16 protein-coding genes are annotated in these 22,410 nt (G+C 59.4%); 7 read left to right on the forward strand and 9 right to left on the reverse strand.

Annotated elements, in window-relative coordinates; all coding sequences use genetic code 11:
* Window positions 1-28: 28 nt before the first annotated feature.
* Window positions 29-1,306 carry a mandelate racemase/muconate lactonizing enzyme family protein gene (locus AOZ07_RS00220; protein WP_084793080.1) on the reverse strand — a complete coding sequence of 426 codons (1,278 nt, stop codon included), beginning with the start codon at window positions 1,304-1,306 and terminating at the stop codon, window positions 29-31.
* 203 nt (window positions 1,307-1,509) lie between these two features.
* Between AOZ07_RS00220 and AOZ07_RS00225 the strand changes: the two genes are divergently transcribed.
* The 4 genes from AOZ07_RS00225 (at window position 1,510) to AOZ07_RS00240 (ending at window position 5,775) form a co-directional block, all read left to right on the forward strand.
* A complete protein-coding gene (locus AOZ07_RS00225; RefSeq protein WP_060700171.1) occupies window positions 1,510-2,436 on the forward strand; it encodes a carbohydrate ABC transporter permease in 927 nt (308 codons plus the stop codon).
* Window positions 2,429-3,409 carry a carbohydrate ABC transporter permease gene (locus tag AOZ07_RS00230; protein ID WP_075972374.1) on the forward strand — a complete coding sequence of 327 codons (981 nt, stop codon included), beginning with the start codon at window positions 2,429-2,431 and terminating at the stop codon, window positions 3,407-3,409. The genes AOZ07_RS00225 and AOZ07_RS00230 overlap by 8 nt, the downstream gene beginning before the upstream one ends.
* 93 nt (window positions 3,410-3,502) lie before the next feature.
* Window positions 3,503-4,858, forward strand: a complete 1,356-nt coding sequence (locus tag AOZ07_RS00235; RefSeq protein WP_060700172.1) for a Gfo/Idh/MocA family protein — start codon at window positions 3,503-3,505, stop codon at window positions 4,856-4,858.
* A gap of 8 nt (window positions 4,859-4,866) precedes the next feature.
* Window positions 4,867-5,775: an NAD-dependent epimerase/dehydratase family protein gene (locus AOZ07_RS00240; protein ID WP_060700173.1), complete on the forward strand. Its 909-nt coding sequence runs from the start codon at window positions 4,867-4,869 to the stop codon at window positions 5,773-5,775.
* Window positions 5,776-5,849: 74 nt separating this feature from the next.
* On the opposite strand, the gene AOZ07_RS00245 is transcribed toward AOZ07_RS00240, so the two are convergent.
* From AOZ07_RS00245 to AOZ07_RS00265, 5 genes are read right to left on the reverse strand one after another with little or no spacing between them, the layout of a single operon-like run.
* The gene (locus AOZ07_RS00245) at window positions 5,850-6,896 is read right to left on the reverse strand and encodes a M24 family metallopeptidase (protein ID WP_060700174.1); all 1,047 of its coding nucleotides are present in this window, start codon (window positions 6,894-6,896) and stop codon (window positions 5,850-5,852) included.
* Between the two features lie 32 nt (window positions 6,897-6,928).
* Window positions 6,929-9,076, reverse strand: a complete 2,148-nt coding sequence (locus tag AOZ07_RS00250; protein ID WP_060700175.1) for a DUF6807 family protein — start codon at window positions 9,074-9,076, stop codon at window positions 6,929-6,931.
* Window positions 9,077-9,106: 30 nt separating this feature from the next.
* Window positions 9,107-10,015, reverse strand: a complete 909-nt coding sequence (locus AOZ07_RS00255) for a sugar phosphate isomerase/epimerase family protein (protein WP_060700176.1) — start codon at window positions 10,013-10,015, stop codon at window positions 9,107-9,109.
* Window positions 10,012-11,265, reverse strand: a complete 1,254-nt coding sequence (locus AOZ07_RS00260) for a dihydrodipicolinate synthase family protein (RefSeq protein WP_060700177.1) — start codon at window positions 11,263-11,265, stop codon at window positions 10,012-10,014. Before AOZ07_RS00260 ends, AOZ07_RS00255 begins: the two co-directional genes overlap by 4 nt.
* Complete coding sequence (locus AOZ07_RS00265) at window positions 11,262-12,398, reverse strand: Gfo/Idh/MocA family protein (protein WP_060703235.1); 1,137 nt, start codon at window positions 12,396-12,398, stop codon at window positions 11,262-11,264. The genes AOZ07_RS00260 and AOZ07_RS00265 overlap by 4 nt, the downstream gene beginning before the upstream one ends.
* 174 nt (window positions 12,399-12,572) lie before the next feature.
* Here AOZ07_RS00265 and AOZ07_RS00270 point away from each other — a divergent pair, with 174 nt between their 5' ends.
* Both AOZ07_RS00270 and AOZ07_RS00275 read left to right on the forward strand, forming a co-directional pair.
* Window positions 12,573-13,595 (forward strand): LacI family DNA-binding transcriptional regulator, encoded by a 1,023-nt coding sequence (locus AOZ07_RS00270; RefSeq protein WP_060700178.1) that lies wholly within the window; start codon window positions 12,573-12,575, stop codon window positions 13,593-13,595.
* A gap of 172 nt (window positions 13,596-13,767) precedes the next feature.
* Window positions 13,768-15,084 carry an ABC transporter substrate-binding protein gene (locus tag AOZ07_RS00275; protein WP_060700179.1) on the forward strand — a complete coding sequence of 439 codons (1,317 nt, stop codon included), beginning with the start codon at window positions 13,768-13,770 and terminating at the stop codon, window positions 15,082-15,084.
* Between the two features lie 43 nt (window positions 15,085-15,127).
* On the opposite strand, the gene AOZ07_RS00280 is transcribed toward AOZ07_RS00275, so the two are convergent.
* Window positions 15,128-16,105 (reverse strand): hypothetical protein, encoded by a 978-nt coding sequence (locus AOZ07_RS00280; protein ID WP_146277248.1) that lies wholly within the window; start codon window positions 16,103-16,105, stop codon window positions 15,128-15,130.
* Window positions 16,106-16,197: 92 nt separating this feature from the next.
* Here AOZ07_RS00280 and AOZ07_RS00285 point away from each other — a divergent pair, with 92 nt between their 5' ends.
* Complete coding sequence (locus AOZ07_RS00285) at window positions 16,198-19,386, forward strand: beta-phosphoglucomutase family hydrolase (protein ID WP_060700181.1); 3,189 nt, start codon at window positions 16,198-16,200, stop codon at window positions 19,384-19,386.
* A gap of 86 nt (window positions 19,387-19,472) precedes the next feature.
* Here the strand turns inward: AOZ07_RS00285 and AOZ07_RS00290 are convergent, their stop codons facing one another.
* Both AOZ07_RS00290 and AOZ07_RS00295 read right to left on the reverse strand, forming a co-directional pair.
* Window positions 19,473-20,879 (reverse strand): sugar porter family MFS transporter, encoded by a 1,407-nt coding sequence (locus AOZ07_RS00290; RefSeq protein WP_084793082.1) that lies wholly within the window; start codon window positions 20,877-20,879, stop codon window positions 19,473-19,475.
* A 224-nt stretch (window positions 20,880-21,103) separates the two neighbouring features.
* Complete coding sequence (locus tag AOZ07_RS00295; protein ID WP_060700182.1) at window positions 21,104-22,381, reverse strand: uracil-xanthine permease family protein; 1,278 nt, start codon at window positions 22,379-22,381, stop codon at window positions 21,104-21,106.
* Between the last annotated feature and the right edge of the window lie 29 nt (window positions 22,382-22,410).

Raw genomic sequence — 22,410 nt, forward strand, 5'->3', positions numbered from 1 at the left:
GCTTGCCCAGCTAGTTCTGTTCGAGGGCCTATTCGGCCGTACCGAGGGAGCAGTACTTGATCGTGTGCTGGCTCATTACTTCGGTATCAGGCTCGAAGCCGATTCCTGGAGCCGTTGGCAGGGGCAAGGTGCCGTCGGCGCTAAGAAGGCCTTGATGCGGTGCATGCCAAGGGTGCAGTTGCTTTTCCCAGTTCAAGAAGGGGACTTCCAGCTCTGGACGTGCTTGGCCGTCTTGCAGGCGCACCGCAGGATCCAGGGCAATGATCTGGGCACTGGCCAGAAGAGCTGGACCGTAATAGAAACAATGGGGAATGACGTGGGCGTCAAGTCTCTTGCCGGCCTCTCGCACTTGCAGCATTGCGCTGACGCCGCCGATTTTGCCAATGCTCGGTTGTGCGAACTCGATTGCTCCGCGCTCCATGTCATTGATCAGACCGTGGACTCCCGAGTGGTTCTCGCCGCCTGAAACATTGCTGAATTCGGAATTCAGCTCTTGCAGGGACTGCGAATCATCTGGAGGAAATACGGGCTCTTCGATCCATAGAAGATTCATGTCAGAAAGCTGTTCAAAAGCCGAACGGGCTTCCGGCAATTGCCATTTGCAGTTCACGTCGACCATCAACGGGTAATCCCCGACGGTTTGCCGCGCTGCCTGAATGGCTGGTTTCAACGATTCGTGCAACTTGAACGCCTTGAACCCCCGGGACATGGCGCGCGAGAGATGGAAGGAAACTTCTGCCGGGTCCTCCGCATAATGAACCAGCGATGCGTAGGCGTTGATCTCATGGCGGGCATCGGCATCAATGAATTCGCGGAGGGACTTGCCGGCTTGCTTCGACGCGATATCCCATAGGGCGATATCAATAGCGGATAGTGCGTAGTGGATTGGCCCGGTGCGTCCGAATGCATGAAAGGCGTATTCCGCAGCGGGCAGGCATTGGTCCAACTCGGTGGTTCGACCTAAGAAGAAAGGAGCGACGATATGCTCAAGCGCTGCCCACGTGGCTGGATTGGCCTTGTGGCCGAACCCTTCCCCCCAGCCAACAAGTCCCTGGGCCGTGGTTATTTTTACGATCAAGGATTCCATCTGGGTGAAGGTCCTCGATGATGCATTGAAAGTATCGATTGATTCCGCATTGGAATCTTCGGTTTCGCGACGCGCCGCGTCAAATGGCAGCGAAACTAGATAGAGTTCTATGGACTCAATCGCATCTTTAAATCCTGCTCTGACTTGTGACAATTTATGAATCCTTATTTGAATCTCGGGTGCTTTCCAAGAGTACCCACTTGGATTGCCAATCGGCATTAAAGATGACAATGCCCCTGTGGCCAGTCATCTCGCCAATGTGGTTGACCTCACGTTGCTCTTTAGTTTAGCGTTGTGGAATAGAGATTGGAAAGCGCATTCCAAAGCATGTTGGCGAAGCATTTTTGAAGCAAGGAGTCAGTCATGTCGGTCCCGATTCATAAGGGGCACCTTAGCGTTCTGATGAAAGGAGGTGATGGCCAGTGAGTGCCATTGCCGAATTGCAAAACCTGAGCAAGGCCAAGGGCCGAAAGGCTCCTGCAAAAGACAATAAAGCCGCTCATATCTTCCTCATACCATGGACGATAGGGCTTTTCCTGGTCACCCTAGGGCCGATGGCGATGTCGCTGTACCTCGCCTTCACTGATTACAACCTGTTGCAATCACCGGAATTCACCGGCTTTGACAACATCCAGCGAATGCTCGAAGACCAGCGGCTGCACAATTCGCTGCGAGTGACCTTCATTTACGTCCTGGTCGGCGTCCCGCTGCAGCTGGCCGTTGCACTCGGCGTGGCCATCCTGCTGGACCGGGGCATGCGCGGACTGTCGTTCTACCGATCAGTTTTTTATCTGCCTTCAATGCTCGGTTCGTCCGTGGCCATCGCAGTGCTGTGGAAGCAGATCTTTGGAACCACCGGTCTGGTCAACCAGATGCTCGATCTTGTAGGCATTCAGGGCATTGGCTGGATTTCAGATCCGAATACTTCCCTTGGAAGCCTGATCTTGCTCAACGTGTGGACCTTCGGGTCGCCGATGGTGATCTTCTTGGCCGGCCTGCGCCAAGTGCCCGCCATGTACTACGAAGCCGCATCTATTGATGGTGCAACCAAATGGCGTCAGTTCCGCAGCATTACGCTTCCGATGATTAGCCCGATTATCTTCTTCAACCTCGTTTTGCAGATTATCGGAGCATTCCAGAACTTCACCCAGGCCTTCATCGTTTCCAATGGCTCGGGTGGACCGGCTGACTCCACGATGTTCTTCACTCTGTATCTGTATCAGCAAGGCTTCAAGCAATTCGATATGGGATACGCCTCGGCCATGGCTTGGCTTCTGGTCCTCATAGTCGGTACTTTCACTGCCGTGAACTTCTTCGTTTCAAAGTATTGGGTGTTCTACGATGACTAATCAAACTTCACTACCGCAGTCTGAAGATCTTGGCCAAGCAGGGCAGGGCCATGTTCTCGACGAAGAGAAGATGCTGGAAGGTAAACTGCCGGCTGGTGGAACCGACGCCAGGGGACGCAGAGTCAAGGGCCACCGGCCAAAGGTGCGGACGCCGTTTCGTTCCATCGTGAAACACGCGTTGCTGATCGTGGCAGCGGGCGTGATGATCTATCCGCTTCTGTGGATGGTCGCCAGCTCCTTCCGGCCCAATGATCTGATTTTCCGTGAAGCGGGCCTTGTCATTTCGCAGGTGGATTGGAACAACTACCCCAACGGATGGGATGCCCTGTCCGAGCCATTCAGCAAGTACCTGTTGAACTCGGCCATTCTGGTCCTTGGTTGCATTGTCGGCAATCTGGTCTCGTGTTCCATGGCGGCGTACGCATTCGCCCGGCTTGAGTTCAAGTTCAAGAAAATCATGTTCGTGCTCATGCTCATGACGATCATGCTTCCGATCCACGTAATCATCGTGCCCCAGTACGTGATGTTCTCGCAGATCGGGTGGGTCAATACCTTCTGGCCAATCATTGTCCCGAAGTTGTTGGCAACCGACGGGTTCTTCATTTTCCTCATGATCCAGTTCATCCGCGGCATTCCCAAGGACATGGACGAAGCTGCCCGCATCGATGGTGCCGGGCACCCCCGGATCTTCCTGCAGGTGATCTTGCCGCTCATGGTTCCGGCATTGGCCACGACAGCGATCTTCACCTTCATCTGGACTTGGAGTGACTTCTTCACCTCGCTGATTTACCTGACCAATCCGAGCAATTACACCGTGCAGGTGGCGCTCAACGCGTTCATCGACTCCACGGGTGAATCGAATTGGGGCGCATTGTTCGCCATGTCGATTGTTACCCTCATCCCGGTCTTCCTCGCCTTCCTCTTCGGCCAGAAGTATTTGGTCAAGGGAATCGCCACGACTGGCATCAAATAAGCATGTGCGACTGGCCCGGAGCTTCAGAATCTGGGCCATTCGCATGTTTGATACTTACGCAATCATTGCGGTCCATAGCTAAGGAGAAAACACATGGGAACAACAACGCGCACGCGCTACGTGCTGATCGGTGCCGGGAACAGATGCGAAATGTACATCACTTCCATGCTCGGAGATCACAACGGCGTCGCTGAATTGGTCGCCTTGGCGGACACGAACCCGGGCCGCATCGAGTACTACCAAGATGTTGTCGAGCAGACCTTTGGAGAACGCCTAGGCTCCTTCGACCCCGAAGACCTGGAGTCCTTCATCCAGGAGAACTCCATCGACCGGGTCATCATCACGACGCCCGACTATACTCATGCGTCACTGATTTGCACCTCCATGTATGCCGGAGCCGACGTCATCGTGGAAAAGCCGTTGACCATCGATGCTGAGAGCACCGCCCGCATCGCACAGGCCGTGGCCGACACTGGCCGCGAAGTGATTGTGGCCTTTAACTATCGGTATTCACCGAGAAACACGGCCTTGAAAAAAGCCATAGATGACGGACTGATTGGCCGGGTGACATCCATCGACTTCAGCTGGATGCTCGATACCGTTCACGGCGCGGACTACTTCCGCCGCTGGCACCGCCTCAAAGAGAATTCCGGCGGGCTGCTGATCCATAAATCAAGTCATCACTTCGACCTCGTTAACTGGTGGCTCGAGGACTCGCCGCACAGCGTCTTCGCCGCTGGCGGGCTGAAATTCTACGGGCCAAAAAATGCTGCGGCCAGGGGCTTTGAAGCGCACGAACGCGGTACCCATGATCGGAGCGACCAAGAGCCTTTTGACCTTGATCTGCGCAGCGATGAGCGGTTGGAAAAACTGTATTTGGCCAATGAGCATTTTGATGGCTACCGGAGAGATCAAGGCGTTTTTAATGGGCAAATATCCATTGAGGACAATCTGAGCCTGACCGTTCAGTACGAGAAGGGGCCAATTCTCTCCTATTCGCTCAATGCGCACAGCCCTTGGGAAGGATACCGAGTGGCTATTAACGGAACCGAAGGCCGGCTTGAACTGGATGTTGTCGAACGGGCAGCAGTCCTGCCGGCGTCAGGTGGGAGTCCCGTCGACCCCTCCTATAGCGACGATGGCCAGAGCAGCAAAGTGCGCTCCAAAGGAGAGCGCCTTGTGGTGCAGCGACACTGGCAGGAAGCACAAGAAATTCCGATTATCAATTCGGAAGGATCGCATGGTGGTGGTGACAAGCTGCTGCTTCAAGAACTTTTCGAAGGCCGCCAAGTTGATGCCTATTCGCGGCAGGCCGGATTCTTGGACGGAGTGCGTGCTATCGCCGTGGGAATCTGCGGGAACAAATCTTTGGAAACCGGCGAGCTAGTGGATGTAGCACACGCCGGGCTTGGTGTTAATTTGTCGTCAGTTGAACAGGTTCAGGTGTAATTGAATTCATGAGTGAGAAAGTAATTATTACCGGAGGTTCTGGCCGGTTGGGACGGGCGGTAGTCGAAGGTTTCGCGGCTGCAGGACACGCTGTGGTTTCACTGGACCGCGGGCTACCCGAAGAACCAGTGGCCGGAGTTGACTACCGCAGCATTGACCTGATGAATGCCGAAGCCACGCACACAGCATTCAAGGAAATTTCTCCTCAGGCCGTCGTCTCGCTAGCGGCCATGGCCGTACCATTTATGGCTCCGGAAGAAGTCCTGCTCCAGACCAACGCGACCATCGCGCACAACGTCACCTCGGCCGCTGTGGAGTCGGGCGCGACGCGTGTGGTCCTGGCCTCCAGCCCATCGATCATGGGCTACGGATCACCCGGTGGCTGGGTTCCGGAAAAGCTCCCGCTGGACGAAAACGAAACACCGCGGCCGTGGCACGCCTATGGATTGTCCAAGTATGTCGCTGAACAGATCGCGGCCATGTTCGCCGCCAAGATGGGGCCGCAGAGCCCGGTCAAATTTGCTTCTTTCCGTCCCTGCTTTGTGATTGCAGAAGAAGAATGGGATGGAGCACCGACCCAGCAGGGTCACACGGTGGCCGAGCGTTTGCAGGATCCGAAGCTATCAGCCCCGGCGTTATTCAATTATGTAGATGCCCGCGACGTTGCGGACTTCCTGCTGTTGCTGCTCGAGCGATTTGACCGCGTGGACAATGGTGCAGTGTTCTTCGTGGGAGCCAGGGATGCCATGGCTACTCGACCACTCTCGGAGATCATTCCTGAGATCTACCCGGAGCTCGCGTCGCTGGCAACAGGCCTGACCGGAGATAGCCCCGCCTTCAGTATTGATAAAGCACGCGAAGTGATCGGTTGGGAACCGAAGAGAAGCTGGAGATCCGAGCTCAAAGCCAAGGTCTAGAGCCTAAGCACAGAGAAAACTGGTGGGTGAGGGGAATCCGATTCCCCCTCACCCACCAGTTTTTCCATGCCTGCTTATCGTTGCAGCACTTGGGGCCTGGGCAATCCGTTGACCACAGTCGTTGGCCAATGAGGGTCCACGCTAAGAACTTCGATGGCACCGGATTCAGTCAACAGCATGGTGTCCTCGACTTTAAAAGTCTGCCCATTGCGTTGTGCGCTCGGGTTGAAAGCGAAGGCCTGGTTTGCCTGGAACCGGTCTGTAGCTCCGGGAGCCAGGCGTGGATCCCGGCCGTTGAAGCCGGCAATTCCGCCCTGATGGTGTCGCGTCCACTCCAGCTCGTCAAAGCCGTGCGCTGGATAGGCTTGCTGGATGATGGGCAGCAGCTCACCGAGGGCCCTGTCTTCCGCGATGCCGGAAATGATGTCTGCCTCGACGCCAAGAATGTCATTTTCCCCGGCAATTTCTTGCTCGGTGGGCGGCTCGAAGCGAACCCAGCGCGTGAGATTGGCAATCAGTCCGTGCCGCCTTACGCATAGCACCGCCATGGCCCTGCGGCCCAGCGGTGCCTTCGTCGGTAGCGGATGCCGATATTCACCACGGGTGGACCCGCTAACCAGAGCCACCAGCACTTCTCCGCCCAGCTCCATGGCACCAGCAGCAAGCTTGGCCGCGACCTCAAATTCGGTGTCATCGCTGGATGTGGCGGACAAAACCTCGGTCATCACTGAAGCCGTGTCCTGGCACAGCTGGCGGTAGCGGTCCACTTCTGCCGCAGTTAATGCCGTGCGCGTGGCACGGAGCTCCGGGTCGATCTCGGACTCTGCGAGAATCTCCCAGTCTGCGGCTTCGGGGAACCAGGCACTGACCTCATCCAGCGATTCGTACCATTTGGTGACGTGGAGATTCACCGGACTCTGATCATTGAGTTCTTCGTCCTGCAGCCGCTGCGCTTCGCTGATTGACGTAGCTAGCTCGCAGCCTTCAGCGTGTACCAAAACCCGGGCGGCGGGAGGCGCAGCAAGTGAAACATGCGTGCGCGCGCCGTCGAGGAGCCACGCGAGCGAGGCGGGGGTGGAGAGCAACACTGCTTGCGCGCCCCGCGCCCGGATGATTGCCATGAGCTGAGTATGCTTTTTCGTGTACTCGCTTGTTACCGCTGTGGGCATGTTCCGTCTTCCTGACTATCTGAACCGTATTCCTGGGCAATCGACGAGGCTGCTGGCCCGCTCCAGCGGCCATCAGCCACCAGAACGCGCAGGTGGCGAGCCAGCGAAGCTCCGGGCTCCAATATGAGTGGAGCATCCCATGCCAACGAGCTTCCCACACCTGGATAGCCAGAGCTGCGGACAAACCACGGGTCGCCGTCGTCGCTGCAGAAGATGAGCGTGGCCTCGCCGTGTCCTGTATCTCGTTGAGCCAGGCCGACAGCATCCGAGGAAAATTCCGCGGCGAAGGCTAGCCAAGGACTGCGCGAGCCGTGGACCTGTTCCTCTCCTGATGCCGTCTCGGTGAAGATATCCGGGTTATTGGCCTTGGGCAGTCTCCAGAAAAAACCGCCATATCCGCCATTAAGCCGTCCATTAGATCCTGGCGAGCCGATGGAAACTGATTCCTCGCGTGCAGACAGGCTGAAGGTGAAATCCATGATCCAACCGGTTGCCCCAGTGGATTGGTGGTTGAAAGCACGGAAATCTACTATGCGTTGTTCGTCCAGCAAGACGTGTTGCTGATGGCTTACCCACTCCAGCTGGGAGCTGAGTGAACTTCCGTTGGGGGCAAACGAATTCGCGACAGTACGGATGTGCCCATGGTCTTGGCGCCACACGTATCGCGAGTCGGCGCGCGTATAGGTTCGTCCGCCCCAGAAGTTATTTCCATTGACGTCTTGCAACGCCACTCCGACCCCCAGATGCCAGGTGTGGTCCAGCGGCTGCTGATCGCTGATGTGCACCCCACCCATTGTCTTGAGCTCATCGAGGAATGGCCGCGGCGAGTTGGTGACGGAAATGTCCTTGCCGGTGCGGAGCCTTGCAACGGTTTGTTTCTGCTCGGTGGATGGATTCTCCAGTGTGAATTTTCCGCTGGACTCCGGTTCGGCCGCCCACGGGGCACCGAGTGAGGAGAAGTCAGATTGCGCGGCCACGGAACGATCGATGAATTGCTCGATATTCGGGATGACAGGGTGGAATTCCTCGCCTTCCCCGGCCGGGATCACCTGTTCTTCCTGGATTCCAGCTGGTTCGGAACCGGTGCGAATCTCCTCGAGGACCCGCATGAAGGCTCCGGCAGATTCCAGCGAGCTGAGCAGCTGGGGCGCGGTTCCACGGCGGACATCCACAAGATTTTCCAGCAGGTTCACGCGGCTGAAAGTCTTGGATGTCTCGGGGCGGCCGAAATCAGGATTGGGGCGAATGACCAGCTCATCGCGGGTGTAGTACAGGATGGCTGAACCTTCGGTTCCGTAGATGGTGATCCAGGGATCCTGCTGTTCCTTCGCGCAGACAGTCAAAGCGGCGGTGAGCGGAATGCCGGTGTTCGTTTGCACCTTCACCACTGACGTATCGTCCGCTTCGATTTGGTGGGCATGGTACAAATCCGTGGTTACTGAGACCACGTCGCCAGAGCGCTGTGCCCCGGCAATCCGGAGTGCGCTGGCCACGGCATGGGCCAGCGGGTTCGTGACCACGCCGTCTGCGATTTCAACTCCGTTGAGTTGGCGGTGCCCGGCCCAGAGTGAACGATTGTAGTAGCCCGTGGTGCGCAGCCAATTTCCGCTGGCGCCCACCGCCCGCAGGGCGCCAATGGGAGAATTTTCTGCCCCGGCGCCAAAGAGCTCCGACACCGCCTGGAGAGCCAAAGAACCCAAAGCCTGGAACCCTACCTGGACATTGACTCCGGCTGCTTGCGCGGCATCGAGCAGCGTCTCGTACTGCCCCAACGTGGCCGTCGGCGGCTTTTCCAGATACAGGTCGGCTCCGGTTGCCAAGGCCTTCATGGCCAAATCCGCATGGGTGCTTATTGGAGTCGAAATAATGATGATGTCTGGCTTCAGCCCCGACTCAAGGAACTCTTCGAAGGTGTTGAAGATTCGCGTGTTTTCCCCGCGAACCTGGCTGCCCGGATCCTTGGGGTCGATTCCAGCGAGGAAGCGAATCTTTTCTTCGCCGGCTAAACGTTCGATGTTCGCCAGATGCTGGCGTCCGAAACCATTAAGGCCAACCAGCACCACCGCTGGCGCTGTTGGCGGCGAAGCGGAACTTTCGTCCTTGGCAGCTGTCGCGGTGGTTTGCTGGTTCATGGTGTCCTTCTTGAAATCGTCGAAGTCAGATCAGTTTATGGCGCTTGCTGGCTGGATGCCCGCAGCTTGTTCAAGATGCGGTAAAACTAGCGACTTATAACGGTCAGACATCGTAGCAAGCGTCAGGCCCGCGTCTTGGGAATTGATCTCGTCATTAAAAATTTCAACTTCCACTGGCCCGCGATAGCCGGCCTTGGCCACCCAGCGGGAGATGGATGAGAAATCAACATGGCCATCGCCCATCATTCCCCGCGATTGCAGCGCATTGCTGGCAATGGGCAGGTTGAAGTCGCAGATTTGATAGCTGACCAGACGGCGCTCATGGCCTGCCCGCTGGATCTGCTGCTGCAGCTGTGGATCCCAGAAGACGTGGAAGGTATCAACTACAACACCTACGGCTTCGGCCGGATGTGCAGTGGCCAAGTCCAATGCCTGGCCCAAGGTCGATAGCACGGCTCGGTCAACGGCATACATCGGGTGCAGTGCTTCAAGGACCAGGCAGACTCCGTGGTCCATCGCCAGGGGAACCAGCTGATCCAGGGCTCGGGCGACTCGATCACGGGCGGCGACGATGTCCTTGTCGCCCGGATCTCCTGTGCCTCCGAGAATGTGCGCGGCCGAAGGCAAGCCGCCTACCACCATGATCAGGTTGGGTGCTCCGATGGTGGCCGCTTCTTCGATGGCTTTCCGATTGGATTCGAAGGCTTCTTGTTGTGCCTGCTCGGAAGTTGCCGTGAGGAATCCGCCGCGGCAGAGGGTGCTGGCCTGCAGCCCTCCTTCCTTGATGATGGCTGCGGCACGTTGAGCACCGCCGGCTTCCTCCAGCAAATGGCGCCAAGGGCCGATATGGGTCAACCCGGCTTGGGCTGCGGCTTCGACCGCCTGCTGCAGATTGAGGTTGGGGGTGGTGCCGGTGTTCAGCGATAGTTCGAAGCTCATGACACTCCTGACAGTGATCGAGTTGATTCCTTGACGCCGTAGACAGCAAGCAGCTGTTCCATGCGCTCGGCAGCCATTTCTGGTTTCAGCAGCAGGCCTGCGGTATCGGCCAGCACGAAGGTGCGGACCAGGTGGGGCAGTGAACGCCCGGCGTGCAGGCCGCCTACCATCTGGAAGCCGCTCTGATGGCCGTTGAGCCAGGAGAGGAAGGCAATTCCAGTCTTGTAGTAGATGGTGGGGGCGCTGAAAATATGCAGCCCCAGTTCCCGGGTCGAGTCCAGGATGGCGCGTCCCCGCGCGGAATCTGCAGCATCAAATGCTTGTAATGCAGCCGAAGCCGCCGGATAGATGGCAGCAAATATTCCGAGCAAGGCATCTGAATGAAGCTCGCCATCGCCATCGATGAGTTCTGGATAGTTGAAGTCGTCTCCGGTGTAGAGCCTGATCCCGGAAGGAAGGGCAGCGCGCAGTTGTTTTTCATGCGCTGCATCGAGCAAGGAAACCTTCACGCCGTCGATCTTGTCCGAATACTTCTCCAAGATGGACTGGAATACCGCGGTTGCCTCTCCAAGGTCGGAAGTTCCCCAGTAGCCGGCAAGCTGCGGGTCGAACATTTCGCCCAGCCAGTGCAGGATCACTGGTTCCTGCGCCGCTTCCAGTAGGGTGCCGTAAACCTGGACATAATCCTCGGGATTGCGGGCGGCCTTGGCCAAGGCCCGCGAGCACATCAAGATGGATTTAGCTCCGGAACCCTCTACGAGGCGCAGCATTTCCAGGTAGGCGCCGGTGACTTCCTGCAACTGGCCTGGCTCAACTGACTCGACGGCGAGCTGATCGGTTCCCACCCCGCAGGCGAGAATGTCGCGGACCGTCAGCCCGGTGAGGGCGGGATAGCGGTTCTCCGCGATGACCGCCGCGGCTTCTTGGGCTGATCGATCAATGAGTTCACAGGTGGCGGCATAGTCCAGCCCCATGCCGCGCTGCGCGGTATCCATCGCGTCCGCGACGCCGAGCCCGTAGGACCAGAGCTCGTGGCGGTAGGCCAGGGTAGTCTCCCAGTCGATCACCGCTGGCGACCCCGGAGTGTTGTCGGCTCCCATTTGGGGTATCACGTGGGCTGCCGCGTAGACCTTGCGCGAAGAAAAGGGAGAGCTCGGGCGCTGGAAGTCCCCGGGGCCTTGCATCTTATAGGTGAAGGACTGTCCGTGCTCGTCGATGAGGGCTAGCGCCGGGTAGTTGTTCTCGCTCATAGCGTGATCTCCGGAATGTCAAGGGTCCGGCGTTCGGCAGCGGACTGCAGGCCCAGGGTGGCCAATTGCACGCCGCGGGCTGCCGAGAGCAGGCCGAATTTGTGTTCCCGTCCGGCAGCGACGTCCGCGAGGTAGTCTTCCCACTGCAGCTTGAAGCCGTTGTCCAGATCTGCATTGGCTGGAACTTCCAGCCACTGGTCGCGGAAGGATTCGGTGACCGGAAGGTCAGGGTTCCATACCGGCTTGGGCGTGTGGGCGCGTTGCTGGGCAACGCACTTGTTCAGGCCTGCCACAGCAGAACCGTGGGTCCCGTCAATCTGGAATTCAACCAGCTCGTCACGATATACGCGGACCGCCCAGGAGGAGTTGATTTGTGCAATGACCGGATCGCCGCCGGGGGTTTCGAGTTCAAAAATTCCGTAGGCTGCATCGTCTGCGGTGGCCGGGTAGGGCTCGCCCTGCTCATCCCAGCGGGTAGGGATGTGGGTGGCGGTTGTGGATGTCACGGTCTTGACTTGGCCGATGATTCCTTCCAGCACATAGTTCCAGTGGCAGTACATGTCGGTGGTCATGGAGCCCCCGTCAGCCAGGCGGTAGTTCCATGATGGGCGCTGGGCTTCCTGGATATCGCCTTCGAAGACCCAGTAGCCGAACTCGCCGCGCAGGGAGAGGATTCGCCCGAAGAAGCCTTCATCGACCAGGCGTCGCAGCTTGACCAGGCCTGGGAGGTAGAGCTTGTCGTGGACTACGCCGGCGGTAATTCCCTTGGCCTTGGCCTGCCGGGCCAGGTCGATGGCATCGCTAAGAGTTTCTGCGGTGGGTTTTTCAGTGAAGATGTGCTTGCCTGCAGCGATGGCCTTGGACAGGGTGTTGTACCTGAGCGAGGTCATCGAGGCATCGAAGATGATGTCGATGCTTGGGTCTTCGATGAGCGAGTCGAGGTCCGTGCTGTAGTGCTCCACCTGGTGTTCCTGCGCGAGTTCGCGCAGCTTGTCTTCATTGCGGCCAACGAGAATCGGCTCCACGGTGAGCTTGGTTCCGTCGGCGAGCGTAATGCCGCCCTGGTCGCGGATGGGCAGGATCGAACGCAGCAAGTGCTGGCGGTAGCCCATGCGGCCGGTAATGCCGTTCATGGCAATTCGGAGAACTTTGGTAGTTGTCACGAGATACTCCTCGGCTGAAGTGAGAGAGGGAAATAAATTTGGGAATGCGCTTTCCACGATAGTGATGCAGAATTAGAGTGTCAACCATCACGGGAATTGAAAGATAAGCTTGTCCCAGCTTGTAGTGGACGAAAAGGATTTCAGATGGCTATTCGACTAACTGATGTCGCTAATGAAGCCGGAGTTTCATTGGCGACAGCTTCACGTGTGCTCAACGGTTCTGCTCGTAAGCCCGCTGCCGAAATCTCGGACAAGGTCCGCGCCGCGGCGGAAAAACTGGGCTACTTTCCCAACGCCCAAGCGCAAGCGCTTGCCCGCGCTTCAACAAAGCTCGTTGGCTTGGTGGTCCGCGATATCGCGGATCCGTACTTCTCGACGATTGCTCGTGGTGTCCAGCGCGGCTTGGGGGATAGCGGCACCCAGCTGCTCTTGGCCAGTACCGATTCTGAACCCGAGAGGGAAATCGAGGCAGTCAAGGCATTCATGTCGCAGCGGACTGATGCCATCATCCTTTCCGGATCCCGCGGCCATTCCGAAGACGAGGGCCTGCTTCGGCTTATTGGGAACTACCAGGAGAACGGTGGCCAGGTTGTTGTCATAGGCCAACCCCTGGCGAGCACCGGTGGTATCCAGGTGGACAACCAGGCCACCGCTGAAAATCTCGCAGGGGAGCTGATCAGAGCAGGTCACCGCAGGTTTGTTGTTCTTGCTGGCGACGAAAACCTGCTGACCTCCCGCCATCGCGCCCAAGGGTTCCTTGCGAAGCTCAAGCGAACTGGATTGGCTGCCATGGAGGTTGTCCATGGGGCGTTTTCCCGCGAGGGCGCCTATATGGCCATGAGCGACTACCTCAGGGAGCGCGCGCCCGAGGAATCAGGCCAGCAAGTGTGCGTTTTTTGTGTTTCTGACGTCATGGCCCTGGGCGCAATTCGCGCGATCCGGGAGAGCGGGCTGCGCGTGCCCGAAGACATTGCCGTAGTGGGGTTTGACGATATCCCGACCCTTGAGGACGTCACTCCCGCAATTAGCACTGCCCGCCTGCCGCTGGAAGAAATTGGCCGATGGGCTGGTGAGATGGTGCTAAGCCATGGGGACGCGCGCAAAACGGTGGTCACGGGAACTCCCGTATTGCGCGAATCCTCGGAATTGCGCACGGAGAATCGGTGATACCGAACGTGCATCATGCCATGTTCAAAAGTAATTGATGGATTTGCCTTACCCTCTTGACTCGTGACTGGGGTCACACATAGATTGTTTGGGAAGCGCTTTCCAATAGACTGAAAATGACGGTCAATTGTTGAAACCTCGCACTTACCGGCCCACTCAAGGAGGAGACCCCATGGACCAGCAGGACAACTCAAGAAAAAGTCGACAGAAGTTCGGTGCACGTCTGAGCAAGTCCGTAGCGGTGGCCGCGGTTGCTGCTCTGGCGTTGACCGGGTGCGGTGGCAGTGGCGGCTCCGAGAGTGCCGACGGCAAGACGGTGCTTCGATTCTCCTGGTGGGGTTCTGATTCACGGGCCCAAGCCACCAATAAGATCATCGAAGCCTTCGAGGCCGAGAATCCCGATATTGACGTCCAGGGCGAATACTCGGATTGGAGCGGCTACTGGGACAAGCTGGCTACCCAGGTTGCCTCCAACGACGCTCCGGACATCATCCAGATGGACGACAAGTATCTTCGTGAATATGCGGACCGCGGTGCATTGCTCGACCTGACCGGCGTGGACGTGTCCAAATTTGAAGAAGTGTCCATCCAAAATGGTACGACCGATGACGGCCTCGTCGGCATCACCACGGGCATCAACTCCTTCACCCTGACTGCCAACCCCAAAATCCTGAAAGAAGCCGGACTCGAGGTGCCGGATGACAAGACCTGGACCTGGGATGACTACCGGAAGATGACCGAAACCGTCAGCGAAAAGCTCGATGGAAAATACGGTGCCGAGGCTCCTAACGAACCTGCGGGACTTCAGACGTGGTTGCGCCAGGACGGGAAGCACCTGACCGGAAGCGATGGAGCTCTTGGATTCACTGCCGAAGATCTCACTGGCTACTTCCAGCACCACCGGGACCTGCTCAGCGGCGGCTCGTACCCGAAGGCTTCGGTGCTGGCAGAAAACCAGAATGCCGGGCCGGACCGCTCGATGACAGGCACCGGAACTGCAGCCTTTGGCATGTGGTGGAGCAACCAGCTGGGCGGCTTGTCGGCAGCGGTTGGCTCCGATCTTGTTCCATTGCGTTTGCCAAGCAATACCGGCAAAGCCGAAGACAACGGCCTATGGTACAAATCCTCGATGATGATGTCCGGCTACGGCCGAACCAAGCACCCGGACGAGGTCAAGAAGTTCATTGACTTCATGGTCAATTCGCAAGAAGCCGGTGAACTGAACAAGATGGACCGGGGATTGCCGGCAAACCTCGATGTCCGCAAAAAGGTAGTTGCGGATCTGGATTCCATCGAAACCGCTTCTGCGCAGTTCGTGACCAGCTTGGAGCCGGAGCTGCAAGGAACAGAACCAATTCCTCCAATGGGATTCAGTGCCGTGCAGGACATCCTGTATCGCTACGAAATGGAAGTCTTCTTTGACCGCCAGAGCGTGGGCGATGCCGCGCAGAATGCGTTCAAGGAAATCGAAGCCGCAGTATCCCAGTAGCAAGAACGCATGGGCCCCCTCGGGGGCCCATGCGTCGTTAAAGCTATTGAAGGTCCAGCGTGCTCAATACGCTGGGAGCGTTCTCGCGCAAATGCTCATCGTCGGCATCCAAGAGCAAGCGCAGCCACGTCTCGTGCTGGGACAGCGGAGCCACCAGACAGGCTGGATTGATCAGGTCGTAGAGTTCATCCGGCGAGCCGTACGCGGCAAATTGATCCAGATAGGCGAAAAGCACCTGCATGACCCGCTCGTCGCTGGTCTCGCAGTTCCACGCTTCGGTCATGGCCGCCAAGGCGGTATTCAGCGATGAGAAGGGGTGCGCCCAGTGAGCTGAGGAAAGATTCAGGATACGCCCGTGGATGCCAGCTTCTGCCGGTACAACAACCTGGGAAAGATCAAAATTTCCGTGTTCCAGGCTCAGCGGGACTGCGCCCTGGTGCAGGGCAGCGCTGGCCTGGGTCAGCTCGTCGATATGCGCGGCCAGATGATCTGCCTGCGCCCCGTCGATGTGCAATGGGTGTTCTGCTGGCAGGGAAACGTGCATCATCAACGCCTGCTCGAACTGTTCGGGCAGGAACTGGGGGTCAACGACGGTGACGCCGGCATCAAAGAACTGGTCTTCACTACCCATCAGCGCCACTTGCAAGGACCCGAGCGAGGCCAGTGCCAGCTCCCAGTTTTCCACGGAATCCCCGAGATCCGCCATGGTATGCCCGAAGTCCGGGCTCAGCATGTAGCCAGCGCGGCGATCCACCGCCAGCGGCATCACCACGCGATCAGGCAAAAGCTGTCCGGCCACCACTGTGGTGGCAGCTTCAGCAGCCAGCCCCGGGGCGTTGGCGCTGAAGATCAGGTCCGCTGCGTCGGTTTGCACCGATGCCTGGATCTGGTGCAATTGGGCAGGCCAGAAGTCAGGACCCGAGGTGCGCTGGATGCCGTAGGCCTCGCAGGCCGCGTCGATCCATTCGGCGGTCGACTCACGCCAGTTATCGCTGTTGAACAAATCTATCCACTGTGCCACGTTCTTATCGTAGTATGTCGATGCAAACGCGTTCAGTTGCTACCGTATGGACTACGGCTAGTAATTTGCTCCCCTTTCGAAGGATTTCGATCGTGAACGCTTATCGACCTGAGTACCGACATCGTGATTACAAAGCCGTCCTCTTTGATCTGGATGGTGTGATTACACCAACGGCGCTGCTGCATCGCAGAGCCTGGCAAGAACTTTTCACTTCCTATTTTGAGCAAATCCCGGGCGTGGCCAGCTACACCGAGCAGGACTATTTCAACCTGCTCGACGGGCGTCCGCGCTATGACGCGGTGCAAGCCATGCTCGCCTCGCGCGGTCTCGAATTGCCATGGGGAAACGTCCAGGATCCCGCAGGCCAGGACACCATCTGCGCACTGGGCAATATGAAAAACGACAAATTCACCGAGGTGCTGCTGCGCGATGGGATCGAGCCCTACGCGGGTTCCCTGGCCTACCTGCGCCAGGTTCTTGATGCCGGGCTCGACGTCGCGGTGGTGTCGTCCTCGCGCAACGCGCGCATGGTGCTTTCGGCCGCAGGCCTGGAAGAGCACTTCCCGCTGGTGATGGGCGGCCAGGAAGCCGCCGCCCGAAAACTGGCCGGCAAGCCTGCCCCGGATACCTTCTTGGCTGCCGCCGCCGACTTGGGCTGGCGTCCCGAAGAGTGCGTGGTTTTCGAAGATGCCACCAGCGGCGTGGCCGCCGCACGGGCCGGGGGCTTTGGCGTGGTCGGTGTGGCACGGGAAGGGAATGCCGCCGAACTGCTGGAAGCCGGCGCGCATTTTGTCATTGAGGATCTTTCCGAACTGGTTTCCGATGAATCCGCGCAGAGCTGGGAGGACGATTCCTGGTCCCTGTTGCGTGATGAGCACCGGGACGCCGATGGCGCCCAGGATACCGTTTTCTCCCTGGGCAACGGCTTCCTTGGCGCCCGGGCGGCGCAGTTGGGCCTAGGCGATCAAAGCGGTGGAACGTTCATCAATGGCCTGCACGAGGCCTGGCAGATCCGGCACGCGGAAAGCGCCTTCGGCCTGGCCGAAACCGGCCAGACCATGATCAGCGCCCCGGATTTCAGGACGCTGCGCGTTTTCATCAACGATGAAGCCCTGGAAGTTGGCCGCACCGAGATGCTGCGCGATGAACTGCGCCTGGACTTCCGCGACGGGACCCTGTGCGCGCGAACCCTGTGGCGCACCGCCGAAGGGCACCGTGTGGCCGTCATGGCCCGCACCATGATCTCCTTCACCGACCGCCACTTGGCCTTGCAGGATGTCCACGTTCGGCTGCTGGATGCTCCGGCCAGGGTGCTCGTGCAATCATCGGTGGTGGGCTACCGCTCGCAGCGCACCGTGGCCTCGCCCGAGGAGACCGACGCCTCTGCTGCGGGCGTCGCCGATCCGCGCAAGAGCGAGGAAGCCAGCGAAAATCCCTTGCGGCCCGCCGGGCACACGGTGAGCGGATCCCGCTTGGGCATCTCATATGAGGTTCCCGGGTCCGGCATGTCCGTGGCCGCAATGGTGGAGCACCAGGTGAGCACCACCGGCGGAGCCGATCAGCCGCTGCGCATTGACCGCAAGACCGCCGATGAGCGTGCCGATGAGATCATCAGCACCCGGCTGGAAGCCGGGCAGGGCATCCGCGTGTCGAAGTACGCGGTCTACAACTGCTCGCGTCGCCACCCGGCCCAGGAAATGCTGCAGCGCTCGGATCGCGCGCTGGACCATCTGGCCGAACAGGGCATGGACGGGCACTTCCGCGCCCAGCGGGACTTCATGGCCGACTTCTGGAAGCGCAGCGATGTCGTGGTGGACTGCGACGATGCCGGACTGCAGCGCAAGATCCGCTGGAACCTGTTCCAGCTGGCCCAGGCCGCGGGCCGGGCCGATGGCCTTGGCATCAGCGCCAAGGGTGTGAGCGGCAATGGCTATTCGGGACACTACTTCTGGGATACCGAAATCTATGTGATGCCGTTCTTGACCTATACCAACCAGCAGTGGGCGCGCAATACGCTGCGCGCCAGGGTTGCGATGATCCCGGCGGCCACGCGGCGGGCCAGCATCATGAACGAGGCCGGGCTGCTCTTCCCGTGGCGCACCATCAACGGCGAGGAAGCCAGTGCCTACTATCCTGCGGGCACCGCGCAGTATCACATCAACGCCGACGTCGTATATTCGCTCAACCGCTATCTGAGCGTGATGGAGGACGACGAGTTCCTGCTCGCTGGCGGCGCCGAAATCCTGGCGGGAACCGCCCGCATGTGGGCGTCGCTGGGCTTCTGGCGCGGCCAAGAAGGCAATGAGCGCTTCCACATCCATGGGGTCACCGGCCCGGACGAGTACACCGCGGTGGTCAATGACAACTTGTACACCAATGTCATGGCCCGCTTTAATCTGCGCCGCAGCGCCCAGCTGCTGCTCGAGCTCGCGCAGCAGCGGCCCGAGGAGTACGCCAAGCTGGCCAGCAAGCTGGATTTGAGCGACGGCGAAATCGCCCTGTGGCTCAAGGCCGCTGACTGCATGCATATTCCGTATTCGGAATCCGTGGGAATCCACCCGCAGGATGAGCACTTCCTGAACCGCGAAGTGTGGGACCTGGCCAATACCGGCCCGGACAAGCGCCCCTTGCTGCTGCATTACCACCCGCTGGTGATCTACCGCTTCCAGGTCATCAAGCAGGCCGATGCGGTGCTCGCCCTGTGGCTGCGCTCCAGCGACTTCAGCGCCGAGCAGAAGCTTGCCGATTTCAACTACTATGACCCGCTGACCACCGGCGACTCCACGTTGTCGGCGACCGTGCAGTCCATTTTGGCTGCCGAGGTCGGGTACCGAGAGCTGTCCTGGGAGTACTTCGAGCACGCGCTGAATGTGGATCTCCAGAATCTGCATGGCAATACCGGGGACGGCGTGCACGTGGCTTCCACCGGTGGCGTCTGGTCCGGGCTGATCTATGGCTTTGCCGGCTTGCGTGATGACGATGACCGGCTCTGCTTTGATCCGCGCCTGCCCGAAGCCTGGCGCTCGATCAGCTTCAGCCTGGCCTGGCATGGCATGCGCATTGCGGTGCGCCTGGAACGAACCAGCATCGCCTTCACCCTTGAGGGCGCGCACTCGCGCCCGATCTGGGTGCGCGGGGAGCAGGTGGACCTGGTTCCGGGCGGCCGCGTCGTGGTCGAGCTGGCCGATCAGGGGCCGGTGCGCGAAGGCCGCCCGAGCCTGGACAAGGTCCTCGAGGTGCAGAGCGAGGCCGGGGTCGACGTGCCCCGCAAGGCCTGGTAGGCCCGCGCGGCGTTAAATGGCGAGGCGGTGCGGAACCTGATGATTCCGCACCGCCTCGCCGCAGTCCAGTTGCGAGCGTTGCCGCTTTACAGCTTCATGTCTTCCAGGGTGCGCCCCTTGGTCTCCTTGACCATGAAGATCACGAAGATCAAGGACAGCAGCGCAGCCACGGCGTAGATGCCGTATGCCAGTGCCAGGCCTGCATCGGCCAGCGCCGGGAAGGTGGTGGAAACGACGAAGTTGGCGATCCACTGCGCGGCAGCAGCCACACCGAGGGCCATTGCGCGGATGGAGTTCGGGAAGATCTCGCCGAGCAGAACCCAGACGGCCGGACCCCAAGTCGCGCCGAAGCCGACCACGAACAGGTTGGCCGACACCAGGGCGATGATGCCCCAGCTGCCTGGCAGCGAGACCGCGCCATCGATGGTGACCGACTGCGCGAAGGCCACTGCCATCATGCCCAGTGACAAGGTCATGATGGCCGAGCCGATGGTCAGCAGCAGCTTGCGTCCCAGAACGTCGATCAGCAGGACGGCCACAATGGTGGCCACCACGTTGGTCACCGAGGTGATCAGCGAAATGGTGAAGGAGTCCGATTCGGCGAAGCCCACCGACTTCCACAGCGTGGTGGAGTAGTAGAAGATCACGTTGATGCCGACGAACTGCTGGAAGACCGAGAGCAGGATGCCAACCCAGACCAGCGGGTGGAAGCCGAAGCGGCCCAGCAGGTCGCTGAACTTCTGGCGGCGTTCCACGTGCACGGTGGCACGGATTTCTTCGATCTTCTTCTCGGTTTCCGCGCCAGCGTTCATGCCCATGTCACGAGTCAGCACAGCGGCGGCTTCCACGTAGCGGCCGCGCTCAACGAGGTAGCGCGGGGATTCGGGCAGGCGCAGCGAGAGCACGCCGTAGAGCACCGCTGGCACCAGCAGCGAGAGGTACATCCAGCGCCACGCCGCCAGGCCGAACCAGCCGGTGGCGTCGGCCGAACCCATGACGAAGACCAGCAGCGCGCTGACCAGGAAGGCCACGAAGATGCCCAGCACGATGGCCATCTGCTGCATGGTGCCCAGGCGTCCACGGTGGGCTGCCGGGGAGACCTCGGCGATGTAGGCGGGAGCGATCACCGAAGCGAAGCCGACGCCGATGCCGCCAACGATGCGCCATACGATGAGGTCGGCGGCGCTGAAGCACAGGCCGCAGCCGATGGCCGAGATGGCCAGGAGAATGGAGGCGAAGAGCATGGTGCGCACGCGTCCCACGCGTTCGGAGACCACACCTGCTACCCATGCGCCCAGAGCTGCGCCCAGCAAGGCGCAGGAAACAGTGAAACCGATAGTTACCGCGTTGAGCCCGAATTCGTGCTCGACAGCGTCTACGGTGCCGTTAACGATTGATGAGTCATATCCAAAAACGAACCCACCCAGTGCCGCCCCGAGGGCGATGAAGATGAGTCGCGCGGAGAGTTTTCCGTCTGATGTTGTCGCAGTCACAATCAGCCATGCTATCCGATTTGGCCGGGGCGGAAATCGGTAATTTTCAGTTTTTGGTGGGATAACAATCACATTTTGGAAGGAGTCCTTACAAGATTCACCCAGAATGCCTTTCGGGCCACTACGCCTCGTGCCTAACCAGCGGGGGATTGCACAAAAAAGGCCGGCCGGTGCCACGAGCAAAGTCGCAGCACCGGCCGGCCGAAAAAATTTTTTTAAAAATCTCAGGATTCGCTCGGGTTCCCGGCGAGGTCATTGCCGCGCAGCTTGGCCACCGCGCGCATCGAATGGAACACCACCAAGGTGGCGATCGAGCCCAGCGCGATGCCGCCGAGCTGGAACTGGCCGAAGGAGATATCGCTGGTCACGGCAATCGCGATAATCAGCCCGGTGCCTGCGGTCATCAAATTGATCGGGTTGCCAAAGTCGACCTTCGCCTCGATCCACAAGCGGGCGCCGACAATGCCGATCATGCCGTACAGGACAATGCCCAGGCCGCCGATGACACCCGCCGGAATGGTGCCCACCAAAGCGCCGAACTTCGGCAAGAAGGCCAAAGCCATGGCCACGATGGCCGCCACCCAGTAGGCGGCAGTGGAGTACACGCGGGACGCGGCCATCACGCCAATGTTCTCGGCGTAGGTGGTGGTGGCCGAACCGCCACCGAGCCCGGCAACGACGCTGGCAGCGCCATCGGCCATCAACGCGCGGCCATTGAACTTCGAGAGGTCCCGCCCGGTCATCACGCCCACGGTGCGCACGTGCCCGATATTCTCGGCAATCAGGACGAACACGGCTGGCAGGAACATCAGCGCGGTATCAAAGTGGAAGGTTGGAGTGGTGAATTGCGGCAGGCCCACCCAGTCGGCAGCGTGGACGGCCTTGAAATCAACTTGGCCCTGGACCAAAGCCAGCAGGTAGCCGAGGACCAGGCCCACCAGAATTGACAGGCGCCCCAGCAGGCCCTTGAAGGCCACCGTGGCCAGCACCGTGAAGATCACCGTCAAGAAGGTGGTCAGCGGGAAATCGGTCATGGGCGCCAGGGTCGCACTGGCCAGGTTCAAGCCGATCAGCGCAACGATTGTGCCCATGACCACCGGCGGCATCAAGGAGTGGATCCATCCGGTGCCGGTCACCTGGACAATCAGCCCCACCGCAAAAAGCAGCGCACCGGTCATCACGATGCCGCCCAGCGCGCCAGCCATGCTGTGCGACTGGGTGGTGGAGATGACCGGAGCGATCATCGCAAAAGACGAGCCGAGGTAGCTGGGGACCTTGTTTTTGGTCATCAGCAAGAAGATGATCGTGGCCAAGCCGGTGAACAGCAAGGTGGTGGTCACCGGGAAACCGGTCAGGGTCGGGACCAGGATGCTGGAGCCGAACATCGCCAGGATGTGCTGGGCGCCAATGGAAATGGTTTGCGGCCAGTGCAGACGTTCTTCCGGGGCAACAACTTCGCCCGGGGTGATGGTCTTTCCGTTGCCGTGAATGCTCCAGCTCATGCAATCCTCCAGATCGTGGCCCGCGCGTT

The organism is Glutamicibacter halophytocola (assembly GCF_001302565.1).
Classification (GTDB): domain Bacteria; phylum Actinomycetota; class Actinomycetes; order Actinomycetales; family Micrococcaceae; genus Glutamicibacter; species Glutamicibacter halophytocola.